The sequence below is a fragment of the Saccharibacillus qingshengii genome, from assembly GCF_013185195.1.
Classification (GTDB): Bacteria; Bacillota; Bacilli; order Paenibacillales; family Paenibacillaceae; genus Saccharibacillus; species Saccharibacillus qingshengii.
On record NZ_JAAZWC010000024.1, the window covers coordinates 35,583 to 56,419 of the forward strand.

Genomic DNA, 20,837 nt, shown 5'->3' on the forward strand with positions numbered 1-20,837 from the left:
TACTCGGCATGCTGGGATTCGGAAGCAAAAAAGCGGGACTTACGATCGAACAGAACGGCGTCCGCTTCATTCAACTTAAAAACAACAAAACCTGGGAAGTCGAAAAACAGAGTTTTCTGCCTCTCGATTCCGGTACGATTATCGAAAATCAGATTGCCGACGAGGAAAAGCTGCGTATTCAAATTCGTCAGTGGGCGGAGCAAGAAGGGTTAAAGGGCAGCCGCGTCGCTTTGTCCGTGCCGCCTTCTCAAGTCATCATTCGCAAAATGGCGATTCCGGCCGTTCAACCCAAGCAAGTCCAGCAGCTTGTGGCGCTTGAAGTGGAGACGGGGTTGCACCTTCCTTTCGAAGAACCCGTGTATGACTTTATTCCGATCGGACGCGAGAAACAGGTCCAAGAAGACGGTCGCGAAGAAGAGATCACGCGTGTGCTCGTATTCGCCGCGCCTCGAAAACTGATTTCCGAATATGTCGAGATTTTGGACGACGCGGGCATTAAAACGGACAGTGTGGAAGTATCCGCAACCGCATTGTCTCGTATGGCCGAGATTTCGCAGGGGCATCCTTTTACGGATACGATGCTCGTTCATCTTGAACATGCTCAGTTGGATGTCTACATGTTCCGCGAAGGACATCCGATCTTCCTGCGCACGATCAATCTGCTCGATATCGAACAAGAAGTTCCGTTGTTCGAATCGGAATCTTATTTGGCGCAAAAGTCTTCATTGGCCGAAGACCAACTCTCGATGGAGCAGCTTGTCGAGATTACAGCCGAAATTTCCCGGATGCTTAATTTCTATCAATATAGTTTGCATGACGGCGCCGCGCGAATTACCGAACTGGTCGTGACCGGAACGGAAGCCAATCGGCGCCAACTGGTCGGAGAACTGCGTCAGGCATTGGCAGAGATCGAAATTCATGAATTGAAACTGGAATCTTCGCCGGGCAAGCAGGAAGATCCTTCGCTCAACTTGTACCGGGTAGCGGTAGGCGCAGCCTTACGAGACGAGAAGAATAGCTTGATTGACTTACTGCCTCGCAAAGACCGCGAAACCAAGACGCTTCCTTACGCGTTAGGCGCGTTGCTTTTGGTCTGGATTTTGGCTGCGGGAGGAACCGTCTTCTACTATGTGTCCGTACAGAACGAGACGGAAGCCCAGGTCGTGCAGATGGAACAATTGAATACGGAACTTCAGGTCAAGCAGCTTAAACTGCAGGAATCCAATACGGGTGCGGCTTCGCCGCAAAAGCTTATTCAGGCTATTTTGGAAACGCGCACGGATGCGGCTGCGGTTCTGAACGAGATCAATAGCGCGATTCCGCAAAGAGGGATTATCCGCAATATTGCTTATCAGCAAGGTACTTCGATTGATTTGACCGTAGACTTTACGCAGATGGATCAGGCATCCGTTTTTCTGGCTAGTTTGAAAGAAATGAGCTTTACGGTTGATGCTTCCATCTCCAGACTTTATCAAGAGACGGATACGGGAACAGCAGCGGCGCGATTGTACGGAGCCGTATATCGGATCAACATGCTTCCGAACACGACAACCGCTGCGGTAGGCGAAGCGGCAAATGCTTTGATTCCGGAAGCCGGTTCCGGCGCGGATAATACGGATTTGGAGGAAGTGAACGATGATGCAACGAATCCTTAACAATAGACAAGGTATTATTCTTGGCATCACGGGGCTTTTTCTTCTGATCCTTGCGTTCTATATGCTTGCGATCAAACCGAAGGTCGAGCTATGGAATACGCAGGAAAGCGAAATCTCCAGCCTTAACCAGCAGAATGCTCTTTTGCAAAGCAAGATTGACGAGCGTGATCAAGAGTCGCAAGACGACAGCCTGACAGAAGAAGCGATTGCTGCGGCACTCCCGCCGAATGCGGATGCCGAGCAATTGATTTTGGATATTAAGCAAATCGGCGAACAAGCAAGCGTCCGTTTATCCGATGCTGCATTTGCTTATGGAGGCGAAAGTGACGCAACGGCCGGAACGTCTATTTCCCAGGTCCTGAGTGCGAATGGTTTGAATACGGTTTACGTCACGGTTAACGTAGAAGGAAATTATACGCAGTTGCGTACTTGGATCGATCTCGTTCAAAAAACGGATCGCGTCACGACTGTGGATTCGATTGCTTTTCAACAGCCTGCGCAGCCGAATACGCTTTTGGCCGCGACCATTACCTTCACAGCCAGCTACCTCCCCTCGACCGCAGTCGCTGATCCTGCCGCGACAGACGCCGCTGTGGATCCTGCCCCATAACCGACACGAAACAAACTGGACGGCCGCCTTCGGCATCGGTTATACTGGGAATCAATGACGTACAAAACCATAACGTTAGTGCCGGGGAAGCCCCCCGTAAGCTTCGGAGCCGCTTGCTAGCGTGCCCGGGGCTTTTTTTCAAGAGCAAGAAAATAAGAAAAACCTCCCCCCGGCTTTATGCATGATGGGAAGTCCGGCTCTCTACTCATGCCCCTACAAATTTGTTACAATGGGATACATAAGCAGGAGCATAGGCTGTACGACCGATTGACGATCGACGGTCGGGCTGTAAGATAGATGGAATGTGCCGGACAGGCGGTACCAAGGAACGAGAGGCGCGCGGGGGACGCGATTGCGCCTTGAGCTTCAAATCCAAATTCGGGAAGTGATACCGTGATCGACATGCAGGATGTGTGGAAGACATATCCGAACGGAACCCATGCGCTTCAAGGGGTTTCGCTCCAGATTGACCGCAGCGAATTCGTCTACGTCGTCGGTCCTTCGGGCGCCGGCAAATCGACGTTCATGAAGCTGATCTATAGGGAAGAAGTTCCGACAAAGGGGCAGATTTCCGTAAACGGATTTAACCTCGGCAAGCTCAAGCAGCGCAATATTCCGCTGCTGCGCCGGAATATCGGGGTTATTTTCCAGGATTATCGGCTGCTGCCGAAGTTGACTGCCTACGAGAATGTGGCATTCGCGATGGAAGTCATCGAAGCGCCGAGAAAGATCATGAAGAAGAGAGTCATGGAAGTGCTCGACCTGGTCGGGCTGAAGAACAAAGCCAACCGCGAACCGGCCCATCTGTCGGGCGGCGAGCAGCAGCGGGTCGCGATCGCCCGTGCGATCGTGAACAACCCGTCGGTGATCGTCGCGGACGAACCGACCGGCAACCTGGATCCCGAGACATCCTGGGGCATCATGCAGCTGCTTGACGAGATCAATTTCCGCGGCACCACCATCGTCATGGCGACCCATAACAAGGAAATCGTCAATACGATGCGCAAACGGGTACTGGCGATCGAGAACGGACACGTCGTCCGCGACCAGCTGAGGGGAGAATACGGTTATGAATTTTAACACCCTTCTGCGGCACTTTCGCGAGGGCACGAAAAACGTATTCCGCAACGGCTGGATGTCGGTCGCTTCGATGCTGTCCATCGTCGTCTCGCTTTCGCTGCTCGGCGTCGCGCTGCTGCTCGTCTTGAACCTGGACCGGGCGGCCGACGAGGTCGACAGGCAGGTAGAGATCAGCGTATATCTGAATCTCGACATTCAGCAGGCCGACCGCGACCGGGTCGAACAAGAGATCCGGGACATGCCGGAAGTGCAGGAACTCACCTTCGTCTCCAAAGAAGAAGGGCTCGAGGAGATGCGCGAGACCCTCGGCGATGCCATGGTCAAAGGATACGAAGAGACGGGAACGAACCCGCTTCCCGATATGTACAAGGTTCAGGTCATCGAGGCCACGACGGTGCCGTTCGTGGCGGACAAGATTCTGGCGCTGAACGACGGACGCCCGGAAGCGCCGATTTACGAAGTCGATTACGGCAAAGGAACGGCGGAACGGCTGTTCCAGTGGACGCAGACCATCCGGGTCGTCGGACTGGTGCTCGTGATCGGACTCGGCGTCATGGCCATGTTCCTGATCGCGAATACGATCAAAGTCACGATTATCGCCCGCCGGAGAGAAATCGCGATCATGAAGCTGGTCGGTGCGACCAACCGCTTTATCCGCTGGCCGTTCTTCATTGAAGGCGTGCTGGTCGGCATGACGGGTTCAGCGCTGACGCTGGCAATTCTGCTGTACGGATATTCCAGGGTAGAGCTGGCCGCATCCAGCTGGAAAGCCTCCCTGTTTACGATGATTCCCCTTCACGAGATCTGGCTCTGGTTCAGTATTCTGATCCTTGGGCTGGGATTCCTGATCGGAGCCTGGGGCAGTACCATTTCGATCCGTAAGTTTTTGAAGGTCTGACGGTAAGCTGCCCCAACAATTCGGAAAAAAGGATGGGAACCCGCTTTGAAAAAAACAGCTTCGTTATTGGCCGGCGTGTTGTTGGCCGCAGTGATCGTTCAACCCGCAAGTCTGCATGCCGCGCCTTCGACGGACAAGATCGACCGTCAGCTTCAGGAACTGCAGCAAAAAGAAAAAGAAGCACAGGCGCAAAAAAAAGCGGCCGAATCGGACAAGCAGGAAGCCGAGCATTATAAAAACAAAACCAACGAGTATCTGGAACAGGTCCTCGCGAATATCGAAGCGGTCGGCAGCAAGCTGACCCAGGTCAGCATGGAGCTGTCGGAGACCGAAATGCAGCTGCAGCAGACCGAGAAAGAACTCGAAGCCGCCAAGCAGCGTATCCTTGAGCGCGAAGGACTGCTGGATACCCGGGTTCGGATGATGTATACCGACGGTGCCGTTTCCTATCTGGATGTGCTGATGGCTTCGGCCGACTTCGGCGACTTCCTGAGCCGGGCCGATTCGATTAAGCGGATCATCGGGCAGGACAACACGATTCTGGAAGATCACAAGCGCGACCAGGAGATCGTGATCGAGAAGCAGTCGGAACTGGAAAGCCAGCATGCCCGCCAGAAGACCCTTCTGGCCGAAGTCGAGTCCCACAAGAAAGAGCTCGATGCGAAGGAAGAAGAGAAGCGCAAGCTGATTGCCAAGTTTGAACTGGATATCGAAGAAGCGGGTGAAATCAGCCAGGAGCAGGATTCCATGCTGGTCGAGTTCGCCACCAAGCGCTCCGATCTGGAACGCGAGAAGCGCGAGATCGAAGAAGCCCGGCGCAGAGCCGCGGCAGAAGAAGCTCTTCGCGTAGCCCAGGAGAAAGCGCGTGCGGCTGCGGCGGCGGAGAAAGCCGAAGAACAGCGGCAGGCGGAAGCCGAAGCGGCGCGTGCGGCGGCCGAAGTTCAAGCGGCCCAGGCTCCTTCCGCAGGCGACTATTCGTACAAAACGGGTGATCCGGCGCCTACACCGTCGCCGTCACCAACGCCGGAAACACCTTCGACTTCGTCGGGTTCGGCTTCTTCCGGCGGCGCAATGCTGACTCCGGTCGACAGCTTCCGGATGTCTTCGGGCTTCGGAACGCGCGTCCACCCGATCACCGGCAAAGTGAAAAAGCACACCGGCGTGGATATGGCGGCTCCGCAGGGAACCGATATTCATGCGGCCGAAGGCGGCGTCGTTACGGTCGCCCAGTGGTGGAACGGTTACGGCAATACGGTCGTGATCGACCACGGCAACGGAATCTGGACGCTGTACGGCCATATTCGCGACGGCGGCATCATGGTTTCTTCGGGACAAACGGTCCAGCGCGGACAGAAGATCGCCGAAGTCGGTTCGACCGGCAATTCGACGGGGCCCCATCTGCACTTCGAGGTGCGGCAGAACGGCGAACCGATCGATCCGGTACCTTATCTGGGCTGGTAAGCCCCAGCACTTCAAGTTCCCGCCCGGCGTATGTCCGGGCGGGTCTTGCGCTTTTTCCGGGCATCGTACACAATAGAAAACACGACAATTCGAGGATTCTGCCAAGGAGGCTTGCACCATGATAAAAAAACGGACAGCGATTCTGTTGGTCATTGTCGCAATGATCATCGGAGGGGGAGCGGTGCTTGCCTTGACGAACTATCCGATCTTCGCGAGCAGCGGAGCGAGCGCAAGCACGGGGCTCAATACGACCGAAATAAACAAACTCAATGCGGCGGTCAAGCTGATCGAAGACAACTATTATAAGGATGTGGACCACGAGAAGCTGGTGACGGGAGCCATTAACGGCATCGTCGGTGCGCTGGACGATCCTTATTCCGCGTACATGGCAGCCGAACAGGCAAGCGAATTCAACGAATCGATCGAAGGCTCGTTCACGGGAATCGGCGCCGAAGTCGAACTCAAGAACGAGAAAGTGACGGTCGTATCGCCGATCAAGGGATCTCCGGCCGAGAAGGCGGGCATTCAAGCCAAAGACGTTCTGCTCTCGGTCGACGGCAAGTCGTTGGCGGGCCTTGATCTGCAGACGGCCGTGTCGAAGATTCGCGGTCCGAAAGGCAGCAAGGTCACCGTTATGGTTCAGCGTCCGGGAACGCAGGACCCGATCAAATTCGAGATCACGCGCGACGATATCGAACTTGAAACCGTCAATGCGCATATGGAAAAAAGCAAAATCGGCGTGATCGAAGTGACGCAGTTCTCGGCCAATACGGGGGCGCGCTTCAAACAGGAACTGACCAAGCTGGAGAAGCAGGGCATGGAAGGCCTGGTCATCGACCTGCGCAACAATCCCGGCGGCCTGCTTAACGTCGTGGTCGACATGGCCGAACAATTCGTGCCGAAAGGCAGCATCATTGTACAGGAAGAAACACGCGGCGGCGCACGTCAGGCTGTCCGTTCCGAAGGTCGGGCCAAAGGCAAGGATTATCCGGTTACCGTGCTGATTAACGGCGGCAGCGCAAGCGCTTCGGAGATCATGGCGGGCGCATTGAAAGAATCCGCGGGAGCGAAACTGCTCGGAGAAAACTCTTTCGGCAAAGGCACCGTGCAGACGAGTATTTCGGACAGCCTGGGCAAAGGAACGCTGCTCAAGATTACCATCGCCAAATGGCTGACGCCGGACGCCGAATGGATTCACGAAAAAGGAATCAAACCGGATGAGAAAGTCAGCCAGCCGGATTACTTCAAGGTGGCGCCGATCAACAAAGAGAAAACGCTCAAGTACAACATGAACAACGAAAATGTCAAAAGCGCGCAGATCATGCTGAGCGGACTCGGTTACGAGACCAAACGCAAAGACGGTTATTTCGATGCCGAGACCAAAAAGCAGGTTCAAGCTTTCCAGAAAGCGCAAAAGCTGACGGTCAGCGGCATGATCGAAGCCAAAACGGCAGCCGCTCTCGAAGCCGCTACGCTTAAACAAATTACCGATCCGACCCACGACACCCAGTTGAACAAAGCGATCGAAGAATTGAAGCAGGAAACGCTTGCTCCGGCGTCGAACTCCTAAACATAGCGGTTTGAACAAAGGGAAGGCGTAAGCCTTCCCTTTTTTAGAAGCGGGACGAAAAGGAGAAACCGATGAACGAATACCTGGAAATCATCCTGTCGGCACTGCTGGAACTTGTAATTCAGCCTTTCTATTGGGCAGGATTGTTGATTCTGCTGTTATATTATCGCCGTCAAGGCATTTTGGAGCGAAAGCTTTTCCATATCCGCCTGCATGGATACGGCGGATATGCGGCGCGTGCACTGCTCGGCGGAATAGGGGCCGGTGCGCTCGTATCGCTGATCATGGCCGGACTCGGATTCACTTTGACGGTGCAGGGCGCGACCCTGCTCTGGGTCACTGCCCTTGTACTGCTGGTGTTCCGGATCCGGTTCGCCAACTTCGCTTACGCGGTAGGCGTATTGGGCGCCCTGCAGTTCGTGCTGCGTCTGATTCCCGGACTGCCGGATGAGGGCGCCGCAGGCAGCATCCTCGCCGCCTTGAGCGGCTTGAACATCGCCGCGCTGCTGCTGTTGGCTGCTCTGCTGCATCTGGCGGAGAGCGGATTGATCGCCTGGCAGGGCAAAGACTTCGCCCTGCCGACGTACATCCCGGGCAAGCGCGGCCGCCCGGTCGGGGCTTACGTCCTGCGCATGCTCTGGCTTGCGCCGACGCTGCTGCTTGTGCCGGCCGAAGGCGGGCCGATCGGTCCTCTGCCTTGGCAGCCGCCGCTGAATACGTGGCTGGGTCTGCCGGAGGCGGCGAGCTATACGCTGCTCGCCCTTCCCGTCATGCTGGGCATGGCGGAAGCGACCTGGACGCTGCTGCCGGAGCGCAAAGCCGCCCGCGCGGCGCGGCGCGGTCTTATGTTCGGCGCGGCGCTGCTGGTGCTGGCGCTCGGGGCCGTATTCTGGCCGCCGATGACGGTGATTGCCGCCGTCGCCGGTATCGTGCTGCGCGAAGCGCTGATCCGCGACGGTGTCCGCGAAGAAGACGGACAGCCGGCGATGTACGCGCACTCCGGACGCGGGCTCAAGATCCTGGCTGTTCAGCCCGGCAGTCCGGCCGAAGACATGGGCATTCTGCCCGGCGAGACGCTGCTAAAAGTCAACGGACTTCCGGTAGGCACTACGCAGCAGATGCATGAAGCGCTGCGGATCAATTCGGCTTTTTGCAAGCTTGAAGTTCAGAACCGCAGGGGAGACAGCAAGTTCCTGCAGCGGCCGATCTATGCGGGCGACCACCATCAGCTTGGCTTTGTGTTTGCTCCGGATGCGTCTTCGGCTTCGGAGCAGCCGTTCCGTCCGCTTTCGCTGCCGGGATTGTGGAGCGTGCAGGCCGAGCAGGGGCGGGGGTCTTCGGAAAGACTTCAGCTTCCGGCCGCGGTTCTTCCCGCTCCCCGGGGCGGTGAAGAGAAACCGGCCGAACCGCAGCCTGCAGACAGGCTGCCGCGCAGCGAAGCCGCGGCCGACCCGGCGCAGCGGGAAGTTGCGGAACAGGTTTCTTCCAACGAACAGCAGCCTCTGCCGAATCAGCCGGATAAGACGGAATTTTCCCAGTGAAAATTCCGTCTTTTTTTGCGCTTTTTTAATCCGAATCTGCCGCTTGAAGTCAGGTAGTTCTTAAGACTCTGAATACCATCTGGATATGTATCCGTTTACACGAAAAAACGACGATAAATTGGAACTTTATTCATAAAATTCGCGCACAGATTTTACGGGAAGCTGATAGAATGAAGAAAAATAAGCGAGTAAGAGACTTTTAGACTACTATCCTTTCAACTCTTAATCGGAGGTTTACGTTCGCCTGAAATAACAATTCCGTCGGAGACTTCGTACACGCTTCAAGTACGAAATCTCAGGGGAGCGTAACCTTACCTTTAGTGTTGACAAGGGACTAGATGAAAAAGGGCGGTGGGGCACATGAGAAACCTGAAGGTGAAAACAAAGATTTTGCTGCTGGTACTGCTGTCCGGGGTCATGCTTGTGGCAGTGGGATACACGGGGTTTGCCACGATGAAAAAGATGGCGGAGACTTCGGAGACGATGTATCAGAACAATCTGCGGTCTCTCAATGCGATCGGGCAGGTCGGTTCGAACAACAGCGCGATCGAAGCCTATGTGATGGAAATGATGCTAAACGAAGACTATACGGCAGACCAGAACTTGTCGATGGGCATCAGCGACCGAACGGCCCGCAATGCGATGGCCTACGCCGAATTGGAGAAAATCCAGTTGAGCCCGGCCGCCCAGGCACTGTATGCCGAATACAATCAGCTGACACCGAACTATTTTAACGTCCGCTCCCGGATCGTGGACTTGGCGACGCGCAACCAGAGCGAAGAAGCTTACCGTATGTTCCAAGAAGAGCTGCAGCCGATTCGCGAACAGGTCAACCAGACGATGAACAAACTCAACTCGCAGCTGCTGAGAGAAGCGCAGAGCAGCAATGAAGCTTCAACCGAGCTGGCTCAAAGTTCGACCCTTCTTATTGTGATCTGTATCGGAGTCGGCGTCCTGCTGATCGCGGCCGGCGGTTTGTTGATCTCGCGCCTGGTTTCCCTGCCGCTGCACCGGATGCAGAAGCTGATGCAGCAGGCGGAAGCCGGCGACTTGAGCGTGCAGGGCACCTATTTGTTCCGCGACGAGATCGGGCAGGTGACCTTGTCGTTCAACCGGATGATCGAAGGGCTGCGCGATATGATCCGCCGGGTCGACGAAAGCGCCGTAACCTTGTCGGCTTCTTCGCAGCAGCTTGCCGCGGGGGCGGAGCAGACGACCGAAGCCGCCGCGCATATTGCCACTTCGTCTTCGGAGCTGTCGGCCGGATTCGAGCAGCAGGTCAATACCATTGCCGATGTCGGCGGGTTCGTCGACGAGATGGAGAAGGGCATGCGGCAGCTGGATCGAAGCGGCGAAGAAGTGGCGGTCTCGGTAGACTCCGCGAATGCCGCGGCGGAGCTGGGCAGCCGGGAGCTTGAGAAAACGATCGGCCGGATGAACGAGATCGACCACAGCGTCACTCACGCGCTGGACGTGGTGACCAGCCTGCGCCGCCGTTCGGAGGAGATCGGCACGGCCGCCGTATTGATCGATCAGGTGGCGAGGCAGACCAATCTGCTGTCGCTTAACGCTTCGATCGAAGCGGCAAGAGCCGGGGAAGCGGGCCGGGGATTTGCGGTCGTCGCCCAGGAAATCCGCAAGCTGGCCGAGAGTGCGGCGGCTTCCACGCGGACGATCGGGGAGATCATTGCCGCGATTCGCGAAGAGTCGGAAGCTGCGGTAATCTCGCTGAACGAAGGGGCGGATCGGGCCAGGCTCGGCGTGGAGAGCGGCCGGGAGATCTCGGAAGTGTTCGGACGAATCCGCAGCACGGTCTCCGAAGTGCGGCAGGAGACAAGCGAGACGAGCGGGCTGATTCGCGTTCTCTCGCAGCAGACTTCGCGGATTGCCGAGGCTATGCGCGAAGTCAACGCGATTGCCCGCCAAGGGGCGGCCGGGATCGAGGAGGTCAGTGCCGCCGGAGAAGAGCAGCTGTCCACCATGGAAGAAGTGCAGGGATCCGCAAAATTCCTTTCCGGACTGGCCGAGGAGCTGCAGACGACCCTGTCCCGTTTCACGTTGGAAGCATCGCCCGGGGAAGAAGGCGCTGCGCCGCAGTCCGCCGAACCGGATCGTCTCGAAGAAGCCGCAGAGGAGAACGGTCTGGCGGAGACGGACAAGAGTTCCGGCCAAGAACCGCTCCACACGGTAGCCTAACGTCCCCGCAGATACAAGATCGCGATCTGGGTCCGGTCCCGCAGCGACAGCTTGGACAAGATTTCGGTGATGTAATTTTTGACGGTACCTTCGCTCAGATAAAGCCGGCCCGCAATTTCGCGATTGGACAGTCCTTCGGCGATCAGGCCGACCACCTGCCGTTCCGAAGGGGTCAGGCCGTAGGCCGCCAAACGTAAGGAAGCATCCGGGTCTTCGGAGCCTTCCGCAGCGGGCGCCTGGACCGGCGGAGGGGAAGGAAGCAGCAGGCCCGCAAGCTTGGCCGCGATATCGGGGTGGATCAGCATACTGCCTTCGTGCACGGTCTTGATTCCCTGGATGATCCGGTCGGGCGCGATATTCTTGAGCAGATAGCCGCTGGCGCCGCCGCGGATCGCTTCGACGATGAACTCGTCATCGTCAAAAGTCGTCAGGACCAATACCCGCACCTTAGGAAAGCGGGCTTTGATCTGCCGGGTTCCTTCGACCCCGTCGCAGACCGGCATACGGATATCCATCAGGACCACATCCACGGCCAGTCCTTGTTCGAGCAGCAGCAGCGCTTCCCGTCCGTTGCCGGCCAAGCCGCTCACCTCGATCCCGGGATCCATGCCCAGCATGATCTGCAGGCTTTCCCGGATAAAAATGTCGTCGTCCGCGATGATGATCCGGATCATGATTGTTCCTCCTTGGAGCGAAAAAGAAGGCAGTCCGCTGCCTTCTTTTTCGCTTTTTCTATTCGGGGTAGGTGAAGCGTTCTTCGGCCGTGCTTATTCCGTCGTACCCGTACGAATCGGCAGCCGCGTCACCACGGTAAAAGGCGGACCCGGATCGATTCGCAGTTCGCCGCCCAGATGACGGGTGCGCTCGGTCATACCGCGGATGCCCATACCGGCCCGGACCGTCGGCGCCGCCTGGGTCTGCAGGTCGTCTGGTTTGATGTCGCCGGCTTGGCCGCTGCACACTTTTGTCGTGACGGCATCCGGCTCATAGATCAGGGTCAGTTCGATGTACTCCGCCCGACCGTGCCGCAGCGCGTTGGTCAGCGACTCCCGGGCATTCTGATACAGGGCGACGCGGTAGCTCGGGTACAGCGCGTAGGGAATGCCCTGAATACGGTACGTCGTCCGCATGCCGGTTTCGCGGCCCGTATCGTCCAGCAGCCGGTCCAGCGCATATTCGTGCTCGGCCCGGCTGACCGTGGTTCCTTTTTTGACCGACAGCCGAATTTCTTCCATACTTTCTTCCAACTGCCTGCGGATTTGTTCCAGCATGCCGGAGGCCCGCTCGCGCTCCGTCGGCAGAATGCGCATCGCCGCTTCCATCATCATCTTGATCCGGATCAGCCGGTGACCGATATCGTCGTGCAGTTTGCGCGCAAGCCGTACCCGTTCTTCGTCCTGGGCTTCTTCTTCGATTCGCAGGGCAAAAGCCGCCAGGCGCTCGCGTTCTTCGCCGAGTTCGAAATGATGCATCCGAAGCTCGTCGTACCGCACCACGTCTTCAAGGCGGCGGCGTTCGCTGATCTCAAGCATCAGAAGCAGAACGGCGCTGAGCAGAAAAGCCAGATTGGCATTGAGCCGCACGGAGATTTCCGCTCCCGCGAGCGCAAGGTTCAAAGCCAGCAGGTGGCCGGCGGCCATCAGCCCTTTGGAAAACGGATCGCTCTGCATATAACCGGGCAGACTGGACAGCGACAGAAACAGCAGAGCCGGGCCGAAACGTTCGACGAGCCAGAAAGAAATCAGAATCTGCACGACCTGAAACGCAGTCCGCAGCCGCTCCGGCAGACCCAAACGTTCCGCAGCCGTCAGAGCCGCAAACAGCAGAACGCCCGCTACATACGTTTTGATCTCCCCGCTTGGCGCCGTGTACAGGCCTGCGGCGGCCGAAATCAAAATCAGAACTCCGCGTATCGCAAACCTCAATATTTTCCACTCCCGTCGCTATCCCTGCATTTTGCCGCGGCACCTTGTCTTTTTTCGATTATAGCATGCGGGTCCGGCCGGAGCGGAGGTGACTTTGGTCATCTCCCTGCGTCCAACCCATGACTTTCTGTACCTGTGCCAATAAAGAAAGCCCCGTACAATACGGATATAACCAGTGAAGCGGAAACCGCGAAAGGGGACAAGAAGATGTCTTTTGTAGAAATCAAAGATGTTGTCAAGCGTTACGGAAGCCGGATTTCGGTCGATCATCTGAATTTGAATATCGAAGAAGGCGAAGTGCTGGGGCTGCTCGGACCGAACGGCGCGGGAAAAAGTACGACCATCGGGATGATCTGCGGGCTGATCGGAATCGACAGCGGCGAGGTCCGGGTAGGCGGCCTCTCGGTCAAAGAATCGCCGATGGAAGTCAAACGCATGCTCGGCCTGGTGCCGCAGGATCTGGCGCTGTACGAGAAACTGCCCGCCGAAGAAAACGTGATGTTTTTTGCCCGGCTGCACGGCCTGCGCGGTTCCCTGCTGAAGCAGAGCGTGAAGGAAGCGCTGGAATTCGTCGGTCTGGAAGACAAGGCCAAGGAGCTGCCGGCGACTTTCTCGGGAGGCATGAAGCGGCGTCTGAATATCGCCTGTGCGATTATGCACCGGCCCAAGCTCGTCATTATGGATGAGCCGACCGTCGGGATCGATCCGCAGTCGCGCAATCATATCCTGGAAGCGGTGCGCGAGTTGAACCGGGCGGGTTCGACCGTCATTTATACCAGTCATTACATGGAAGAAGTCGAAGCGGTCAGTTCGAGGGTCGCGATCATCGACCGCGGACATCTGATCGCTTCCGGCACCCAGTCGGAGCTGTGCGAGCGCGCCGCTCAGCAGGAACGCATTCTGCTGCAGGTCACGCCGGTTACGGAAGAACTGTTGAGAGAACTGAAGGAGCATCCGCGGATCGAAGCGGTCGAGGCCGACGGAGACCGGATCACGCTCTACCTGTCTTCGGCGCAGCGCAGTCTGCAGGATGTGCTGTTTATCTGCGCCCGGCACGAAGCGCTGATCGGCTCGCTCGAATGCGAAGCGCCGAATCTCGAATCGCTGTTCCTGAATTTGACCGGACGCACGCTGAGAGACTGAGGAGGAATAGACGATGCGAACTTTTTATATCGTGGCGCTCAATCAGCTCAAACGGACGCTGCGGATGCGCAGGGTGCTGATCAATATGTTCCTGCTGCCTCTGATCGTCATCTCTTTGCTGGGGACGGCACTGGGAAGCGTAAACGACATGGGCGGAGCCGAAGACGCGAAGATTGATCCGGTTACGCTTGCGCTGGTCAAAAGCGAAGACTCGCCGCTGCTGGACGGTTACCTGTCCGACGAAGGCGTGGCGCGTTATCTGAACGTTGTCGAAGTGCCGGATCGGCAGCGGGCGCAGGAGAATCTGCGGACCGGAGAAGCCGATTATGCGCTGATCGCAGCTCCGGGCTTCGATCGGGCGGTGGTGTCTGGCCGGGCCGCTTCGCTGGAGCTTATCCGCGGCAGCAGCCATTCGGAGAACCGGGTAGCGGAAAATGTGCTGCGGCCGTTTATCGATGCGCTGAACGACCGTTCGGCGGCAGCCAAGCTGCTGGGGCCTCAGGCGCTGCAGACCTACGAACAGCTGCCCGCTGCGTTAGCGCAGGTGCAGGACGGCGTACTCGGAGCGGAGGGCGGGAGTTATACGGCGTTTCAATATTATGCGGCCTCCATGCTGGTGATGTTCATGATGTATTCGGGACTCAGCCTCAGCGGCAGCCTGCACGGGGAAAGGGAAAACCGGACGCTGCAGCGGATGTATGCCATGCCGATCCGGCCGATTCATCTGTTCGCGGGCAAAGTGGCGGCGGCCGGTGCCGTAGCGGGACTTCAGTCGCTCAACATTATCCTGATATCCAAATGGGGCTTTGGCGTCGATTGGGGCGGGCGGCCGTGGATGCTGGCGGCGGTATGCCTGCTGATGATCGTTTTCACGATGGGCATGGCAATTACCGTTACGTTCCTGACAACGACGCAGCCGCAGAGCGCTTCGATCATGCAGGGGCTGATCGTGGCCATGACGTTTCTCAGCGGAGGATATGTTCCTTTTGAAGGCTGGATCCAAAAGATCGGCAATTTCACGGTAAACCGCTGGGCTTCGGAAAGTATTCTGCGTATGATGCTGCACGAACCGGCCGGGCATATCGGAGCTTCGATCGCCATACTGGCGCTCATCAGCGCACTGCTGCTTGCCTTGGCGCTTACGGTATACGGAAGAAAGGGGTACGCGTATGAATAGCATATGGATCGCCCGGAATCTGGTTCAGCGGGCTTTGGGAAACTTCAGGGGCATTCTCTCGTATCTGATTCTTCCGGTAGCAGTCGTATCGGGGGCCGTGGGACTGCTGGGCGGCGGAATATCCTCGCCGGATGCGCCGATCGCTTACGTCAACTTGGACAGCGGACCGGCGGGCGAGCGGCTTCTGGCCGGGTTGGCTGTCCGCGAAGGCCGGGAACTTCAGGCCGAACCGGACGAGGCGGCGATCAAGCGGGGCGTGACGGATCGCGATCTGCAGTTCGGCGTCGTGATTCCGGAAGGATACAGCCGCGCCCTGATCGAGGGAGGCTCCGCCGCGCCGATCTATTATCAATTGAATCCGACCGAAGATTCGATGCTGCTGAAGCTGTCCGTGGCTTCGGAACATAAACGGCTGTCCGATGCGGCGGCGGTGGTCCGGGAAGAAGCGGCGGAAAGCGGTTCGTCTTCGCCGGAAGAGGTCTCCGGACGTTTCGGCGAACTGCTTGAAGCGCAGGAAAACGAAGCTGTCCGCGCGGTGGTGACCGACCCGCAGCTCTATCCGAAAGACGGCATCCACAATGTGATCGGGTTCACGCTGCTGTTTCTGATGGGACTGGCCGGCACCTGCGTATCGCTTATTCTCGAAGACCGCAGACAAGGCACGATGGCCCGCATTTTCACGGCACCGGCCGGATCGCTCCAGATTGCGCTGGGCAATTTCCTCGGATGTTTCGTGCTGGGCTGGCTGCAGATCGGCCTGCTGCTGCTCGTCACGCGGGGAGTGCTGCGTTACGATTACGGGGTTCCGCTGTGGCTGCATGCCGCCGTGCTGACGGCTTTTATGCTGGTGACGATCGGACTTGCCAGCGCATTGGCCGGTATCGTGCGAAATCCCGACAATGCCCCGATGCTTAACACCTTTATCATTACGCCGACCTGTATGCTGGGAGGCTGTTTCTGGAAGATCTCGATTATGCCGGATTATCTGCAGACCGCTTCGAATTTCATGCCCCAAAAATGGGCGATCGAAGCGGTGCAGCGGGTGGCGGATGGCGGAGGACTGCACGAAGCGGCCATGCCCCTGCTGATTCTGCTGCTGATGGCGTTCGTGCTGCTCGCAATCGGCTCCGTCATTTTGAAACCGGGCGAACGCGCCGCCTGAAGCGGCGGCAGACGAAAACACCCCGGCCAAACCTCGCAGTATACGGGGTTCGGCCGGGGCTTTTTCGAGTTTTGAAATACGCTTCTGCGAAATCTATCCGGCCGGGGCAGCCGGCGCCGCGGCACCGTCGGACTGAAGCTGGCGGAGCACGGTGATCTCTACCCGCCGGTTCTGCTGTCTGCCTTCCACGGTAGCATTGTTGCCGACCGGCCGCGTATCCGCGTAACCGGCATATTGGAATTGGGACGGAGGCAGGCTGCGGACATCGATAAAGTAGCGAAGGACCGACAGCGCCCGATCGCCCGACAGCTCCCAGTTATCGGCATACCGTCCGCCTTTGATCGGCTGGTTGTCGGTATGGCCTTCGATACTGATCGTCGCGCCGATCGTGCCGAACAAGCTCGACAGCCGATCCAGAATACCCGCGGCGCCGCTTTTGAGATCGGCCCGGCCGATATCGAACAGGAAGCGGTCGCTCAGCGTGATCGAGATCCCCTGCGGTTTGTCGGCGACAAAAATCTGGTCCTGCAGGTTGTTTTCTTCCACATAGGATTGAATGGTCTGAAGGAAGCCGGCCAGCTGCCGTTCCTGTTCGCGGAAAGCCAGTTCGCGCGTGGTCGGCTCGTCTTCCGGCACCGGTTCGATCTGGGCTTGTTCTCCGCCCGTGCCTTCGTCATCTCCTTCGCTGCCGGGGATCTGCTGCCCCTGTTCGCCCGTGATTTTCGGTCCGCCATCCAGAATGCTGGTACCGGCTTGAAACGTCGTTTGCAGCGATCCCGAGACGGCTTCGTATTTCTCCGCATCGATCGTACTGACCGCATACATGATAATAAAAAAGATCAGCAGCAGCGTCAGCAGATCGGCATACGTAATCAGCCAGCGTTCCTGTTGATGCGCGGGGCCTTCCCGGCGTTTGCGGCGGCGTCTGCTCATCGCGAAACCGCTCCGGCCGGTCTATCGCTGCGTTCATCGTCGAGGTAAGTGCCGAGTTTCTTGCGGACCAGATTCGGATTCTCCGCGTTCTGGACAGACAGCAGGCCTTCGAGCATCATCTCCATCACTTGAACCTCCTCTTCGCCGCGCGCCCGGATCTTGGATGCGATCGGCAGGAAAATCAGGTTGGCGCTGGCGACTCCGTACAGGGTAGCGATAAAAGCGACGGCGATCGACGAACCGAGATTCGCCGGTTCCGTCAGGCTGCCCAGCACGCGGATCAATCCCATCACGGTTCCGATAATTCCCATGGTAGGCGCATAGCCTCCGGCGGATTCGAAAATTTTGGCATAGCCGTCGAACTTGTCCTGGCGTTTGTCGATCTCGAGTTCAAGAATATGCCGGATCAGCGACTGGTCGCTTCCGTCCACGATCAAGCTGAGACCTTCCCTCATAAAAGGATGTTCGTGCGTTTCCGCCGTTTGTTCAAGCGCCAGAATCCCCGAACGCCGGGCGACGGAAGACAGGCCGGCGAGATCTTCGATCAATTCCTCGGAGTCGGACGGGCGCGAACCAAAAGCCAGACGGAGCGCTTCGGGGAGCTGCCGCAGTCTTTTCCACGGGAAGCTGATGACTACCGCCGCCGCCGTTCCGCCGAATACGATCAGGGCGGCAGCGCCCTGGAGCAGGCCTCCGGCCTGCCCTCCTTCCCACAAGAATCCGCCGATCAAAGCGGCAAATCCGGCGATAATTCCGATAACAGTCGTAATGTCCATGCATTCGTTCCTCTCTGCAGCAAAAGCTTGAAATGAGCGTCTTCCGTTTTCATAAATAATTGCATCAGGGACAAAAAGAGAGTATACTTAACGGGAACAAGCATTCCTATTCCGGGATGTTCGACGAGCGGAGAATTTTGTTCTTCGCTGCCGAACTGTGCCATTTTTTGTCCGGATTCCGGCAAAGCCGAAGCTCTTCGACAACGAACGCCGCCTTTATTTTCAAGGCTTTTTGCAGGCATGGAAACGCGGCACCTACAGTCTTTTCCGCATTTTCGATCGACAGCCGCTTAGCCGGTGCAAGTTTTCCATGCGGAAATGTGGTTATTTACAATATAAGCATCCGAACGGCGTGTCAAACGAAAGCGATGCGCCGGTTTTTCGTATTCTCTGCTTCAAATACTATCACTTCAAACGACGAGGGTGAAATAGGGCCAATGAGCGATATTGTAATCAGCAACAAACCGTTTGAGATCGTCTCGGAATTCACACCGCAGGGCGACCAGCCGCGTGCGATCGACCAGCTGGTCGAGGGCATACACGCCGGAAAGAAACACCAGACGCTGCTTGGAGCGACGGGTACGGGCAAGACGTTCACGATCGCCCAGACGATTGCGAAGCTGAACCGTCCGACACTGGTCATCGCCCACAACAAGACCCTGGCCGCCCAGCTGGCCAGCGAATTCAAGGAATTCCTGCCGAACAACTCCGTCGACTACTTCGTCAGTTACTATGACTATTTCCAGCCGGAAGCCTATGTTCCTTCTTCCGATACGTATATCGAAAAAGATTCGAGCATCAACGAGGAGATCGACCGGCTCCGCCACTCCGCGACCAGTTCGCTGTTCGAACGCCGCGACGTCGTGATCGTCGCCAGCGTATCGTGCATCTACGGTCTCGGTTCGCCGCAGGAGTACGGCAATCTGCTGCTGTCGCTGCGCGTCGGCATGGAGAAGTCCCGGCAGGAGATCCTGTCCCGCCTGGTCGATATCCAGTACCAGCGCAACGATATCAACTTTGTCCGGGGCACGTTCCGCGTCCGCGGCGACGTGGTCGAAATCTTCCCGGCTTCGCGCGAAGAGCACGCGGTCCGGATCGAATTGTTCGGCGACGAAATCGAACGGATCAGCGAGATTAACGTCCTGACCGGCGAAATCACCGGCGAACGCGATCACGTCGCGATTTTCCCGGCTTCCCACTTTGTCACCCGCGAAGAGAAGATGAAGATCGCCATCACGAATATCGAGCGGGAACTCGAAGAGCGCCTTGCCGTGTTCAAGGAAGAAGGCAAACTGCTCGAAGCGCAGCGGCTGGAACAGCGTACGCGCTACGATATCGAGATGATGAAGGAAGTCGGATTCTGCTCCGGCATCGAGAACTATTCGGGTCCGCTGACTTTCCGCGAACGCGGGGCGACGCCGTACACGCTGATGGACTACTTCCCGGACGACCTGCTGATCGTGATCGACGAATCGCACGTGACGCTGCCCCAGATCCGGGCGATGTACAACGGCGACCAGGCGCGCAAGAACGTTCTGGTCGACTACGGTTTCCGTCTGCCTTCGGCACTCGACAACCGTCCGCTGAAGTTCGAGGAATTCGAACAGAAAGCGGACCAGCTCATCTACGTCTCGGCGACGCCGGGTCCGTACGAGATCGAGCACTGCCCGACGATGGTCGAACAGATCATCCGGCCGACGGGTCTGCTGGACCCGATCATCGAAGTGCGCAAGACCGACGGACAGATCGACGATCTGATCGGCGAGATCCGCGACCGGATCGAGAAGGACGAGCGCGTGCTCGTCACGACGCTGACGAAGAAAATGTCCGAAGATTTAACCGATTACCTCAAGGAAGTCGGGATCAAGGTCCGCTACCTGCATTCGGACATCAAGACGCTGGAGCGGATTGCCATTCTGCGCGATCTGCGGCTCGGAGTCTTCCATGTGCTTGTCGGCATCAACCTGCTGCGCGAAGGTCTCGACCTTCCGGAAGTCTCGCTTGTCACGATCCTCGACGCCGACAAGGAAGGCTTCCTGCGCTCGGAACGTTCGCTGATCCAGACAATCGGCCGGGCGGCCCGGAACTCGGAAGGCCGGGTTATCCTGTATGCCGACAAGATCACCGACTCGATGGAAAAAGCGATGAACGAAACGCAGCGCCGGCGCGACATCCAGCACGCACACAACCTGCAGCACGGCATTACGCCGCAGACGATCAAGAAGAGAGTGCGCGATGTCATCGAAGCGACCAAAGCCGCCGAGAGCGGCAGCGACTTCCTGTCGGGCATCGACGGAACGACCAAGCTGACGAAACGGGATCGCGAGAAGCTGGTCATGCGTCTGGAGAAAGAAATGAAAGAATCCGCCAAGAACCTCAACTTCGAACGCGCCGCGGAACTTCGCGACGCTCTGCTGGAACTCCGCGCGGCGGACTGAGCCGCCGCATACCCTGGTTTTTTATTCCGACATCATGCCTATTCTATCTCATATACAGCGTCCGCATCCGTGCGGACGCAATCTTTTTCCCAAGAACAATACTTTCCTGCAGAAAAGCTCTCCAAAAAGAATGGCCGCACGGATCTACCGGAAGCGTACGGCGAGCAGCAGCGCAGGGGGAGGCTGTATCCTGAAGAAGCGCAGCGCTCGCCTTTGAAATCGGATTTCTCCCCCTAGAGAACATCATCCAAGAAATCCGATTTCAACACGCG

17 protein-coding genes are annotated in these 20,837 nt (G+C 57.5%); 12 read left to right on the forward strand and 5 right to left on the reverse strand.

The window, feature by feature from the left end:
* Positions 1-8: 8 nt before the first annotated feature.
* From pilM to HRQ60_RS18020, 8 genes are all read left to right on the forward strand, one after another.
* Complete coding sequence (pilM, locus tag HRQ60_RS17985) at positions 9-1,655, forward strand: pilus assembly protein PilM (protein ID WP_172198330.1); 1,647 nt, start codon at positions 9-11, stop codon at positions 1,653-1,655.
* Positions 1,636-2,265: a type II secretion system protein GspM gene (gene gspM, locus HRQ60_RS17990; RefSeq protein ID WP_172198332.1), complete on the forward strand. Its 630-nt coding sequence runs from the start codon at positions 1,636-1,638 to the stop codon at positions 2,263-2,265. The genes pilM and gspM overlap by 20 nt, the downstream gene beginning before the upstream one ends.
* Positions 2,266-2,658: 393 nt before the next feature.
* Positions 2,659-3,345, forward strand: coding sequence for a cell division ATP-binding protein FtsE (gene ftsE, locus HRQ60_RS17995; RefSeq protein WP_172198334.1), 687 nt, complete (start codon positions 2,659-2,661; stop codon positions 3,343-3,345).
* Positions 3,335-4,243, forward strand: coding sequence for a permease-like cell division protein FtsX (ftsX, locus tag HRQ60_RS18000; RefSeq protein WP_172198336.1), 909 nt, complete (start codon positions 3,335-3,337; stop codon positions 4,241-4,243). Before ftsE ends, ftsX begins: the two co-directional genes overlap by 11 nt.
* Positions 4,244-4,288: 45 nt before the next feature.
* Positions 4,289-5,704 carry a peptidoglycan DD-metalloendopeptidase family protein gene (locus tag HRQ60_RS18005; RefSeq protein ID WP_172198338.1) on the forward strand — a complete coding sequence of 472 codons (1,416 nt, stop codon included), beginning with the start codon at positions 4,289-4,291 and terminating at the stop codon, positions 5,702-5,704.
* Between the two features lie 118 nt (positions 5,705-5,822).
* Positions 5,823-7,274, forward strand: a complete 1,452-nt coding sequence (locus tag HRQ60_RS18010; RefSeq protein WP_172198340.1) for a S41 family peptidase — start codon at positions 5,823-5,825, stop codon at positions 7,272-7,274.
* A gap of 71 nt (positions 7,275-7,345) precedes the next feature.
* Complete coding sequence (locus HRQ60_RS18015; protein WP_172198342.1) at positions 7,346-8,815, forward strand: PDZ domain-containing protein; 1,470 nt, start codon at positions 7,346-7,348, stop codon at positions 8,813-8,815.
* 360 nt (positions 8,816-9,175) lie between these two features.
* The gene (locus tag HRQ60_RS18020) at positions 9,176-11,011 is read left to right on the forward strand and encodes a methyl-accepting chemotaxis protein (protein WP_172198344.1); all 1,836 of its coding nucleotides are present in this window, start codon (positions 9,176-9,178) and stop codon (positions 11,009-11,011) included.
* Here the strand turns inward: HRQ60_RS18020 and HRQ60_RS18025 are convergent.
* Both HRQ60_RS18025 and HRQ60_RS18030 read right to left on the reverse strand, forming a co-directional pair.
* Positions 11,008-11,685: a response regulator gene (locus tag HRQ60_RS18025; RefSeq protein WP_172198346.1), complete on the reverse strand. Its 678-nt coding sequence runs from the start codon at positions 11,683-11,685 to the stop codon at positions 11,008-11,010. The two genes, HRQ60_RS18020 and HRQ60_RS18025, sit on opposite strands and share 4 nt — an antisense overlap.
* A gap of 93 nt (positions 11,686-11,778) precedes the next feature.
* Positions 11,779-12,936: an ATP-binding protein gene (locus HRQ60_RS18030; protein ID WP_172198347.1), complete on the reverse strand. Its 1,158-nt coding sequence runs from the start codon at positions 12,934-12,936 to the stop codon at positions 11,779-11,781.
* A 207-nt stretch (positions 12,937-13,143) separates the two neighbouring features.
* On the opposite strand from HRQ60_RS18030, the gene HRQ60_RS18035 reads away from it, so the two are divergent.
* Genes HRQ60_RS18035 through HRQ60_RS18045 form a run of 3 tightly spaced genes read left to right on the forward strand, consistent with a single transcriptional unit; the run spans position 13,144 to position 16,418 of the window.
* Positions 13,144-14,079: an ABC transporter ATP-binding protein gene (locus tag HRQ60_RS18035; RefSeq protein WP_172198350.1), complete on the forward strand. Its 936-nt coding sequence runs from the start codon at positions 13,144-13,146 to the stop codon at positions 14,077-14,079.
* 13 nt (positions 14,080-14,092) lie between these two features.
* A complete protein-coding gene (locus HRQ60_RS18040) occupies positions 14,093-15,256 on the forward strand; it encodes an ABC transporter permease (RefSeq protein WP_172198352.1) in 1,164 nt (387 codons plus the stop codon).
* Complete coding sequence (locus tag HRQ60_RS18045) at positions 15,249-16,418, forward strand: ABC transporter permease (protein ID WP_172198354.1); 1,170 nt, start codon at positions 15,249-15,251, stop codon at positions 16,416-16,418. Before HRQ60_RS18040 ends, HRQ60_RS18045 begins: the two co-directional genes overlap by 8 nt.
* Positions 16,419-16,511: 93 nt before the next feature.
* Here HRQ60_RS18045 and HRQ60_RS18050 read toward each other — a convergent pair whose 3' ends face one another.
* Genes HRQ60_RS18050 through HRQ60_RS18060 form a run of 3 tightly spaced genes read right to left on the reverse strand, consistent with a single transcriptional unit; the run spans position 16,512 to position 18,369 of the window.
* Complete coding sequence (locus HRQ60_RS18050; protein WP_172198356.1) at positions 16,512-17,351, reverse strand: OmpA/MotB family protein; 840 nt, start codon at positions 17,349-17,351, stop codon at positions 16,512-16,514.
* On the reverse strand, positions 17,348-18,127 hold the full coding sequence (locus tag HRQ60_RS18055) for a flagellar motor protein (protein WP_172198358.1): 780 nt from the start codon (positions 18,125-18,127) through the stop codon (positions 17,348-17,350). The genes HRQ60_RS18050 and HRQ60_RS18055 overlap by 4 nt, the downstream gene beginning before the upstream one ends.
* Positions 18,079-18,369, reverse strand: coding sequence for a hypothetical protein (locus HRQ60_RS18060; protein WP_172198360.1), 291 nt, complete (start codon positions 18,367-18,369; stop codon positions 18,079-18,081). The genes HRQ60_RS18055 and HRQ60_RS18060 overlap by 49 nt, the downstream gene beginning before the upstream one ends.
* 195 nt (positions 18,370-18,564) lie before the next feature.
* Here HRQ60_RS18060 and uvrB point away from each other — a divergent pair, with 195 nt between their 5' ends.
* Positions 18,565-20,565 carry an excinuclease ABC subunit UvrB gene (gene uvrB / locus HRQ60_RS18065; RefSeq protein ID WP_172198362.1) on the forward strand — a complete coding sequence of 667 codons (2,001 nt, stop codon included), beginning with the start codon at positions 18,565-18,567 and terminating at the stop codon, positions 20,563-20,565.
* Positions 20,566-20,837 lie beyond the last annotated feature (272 nt).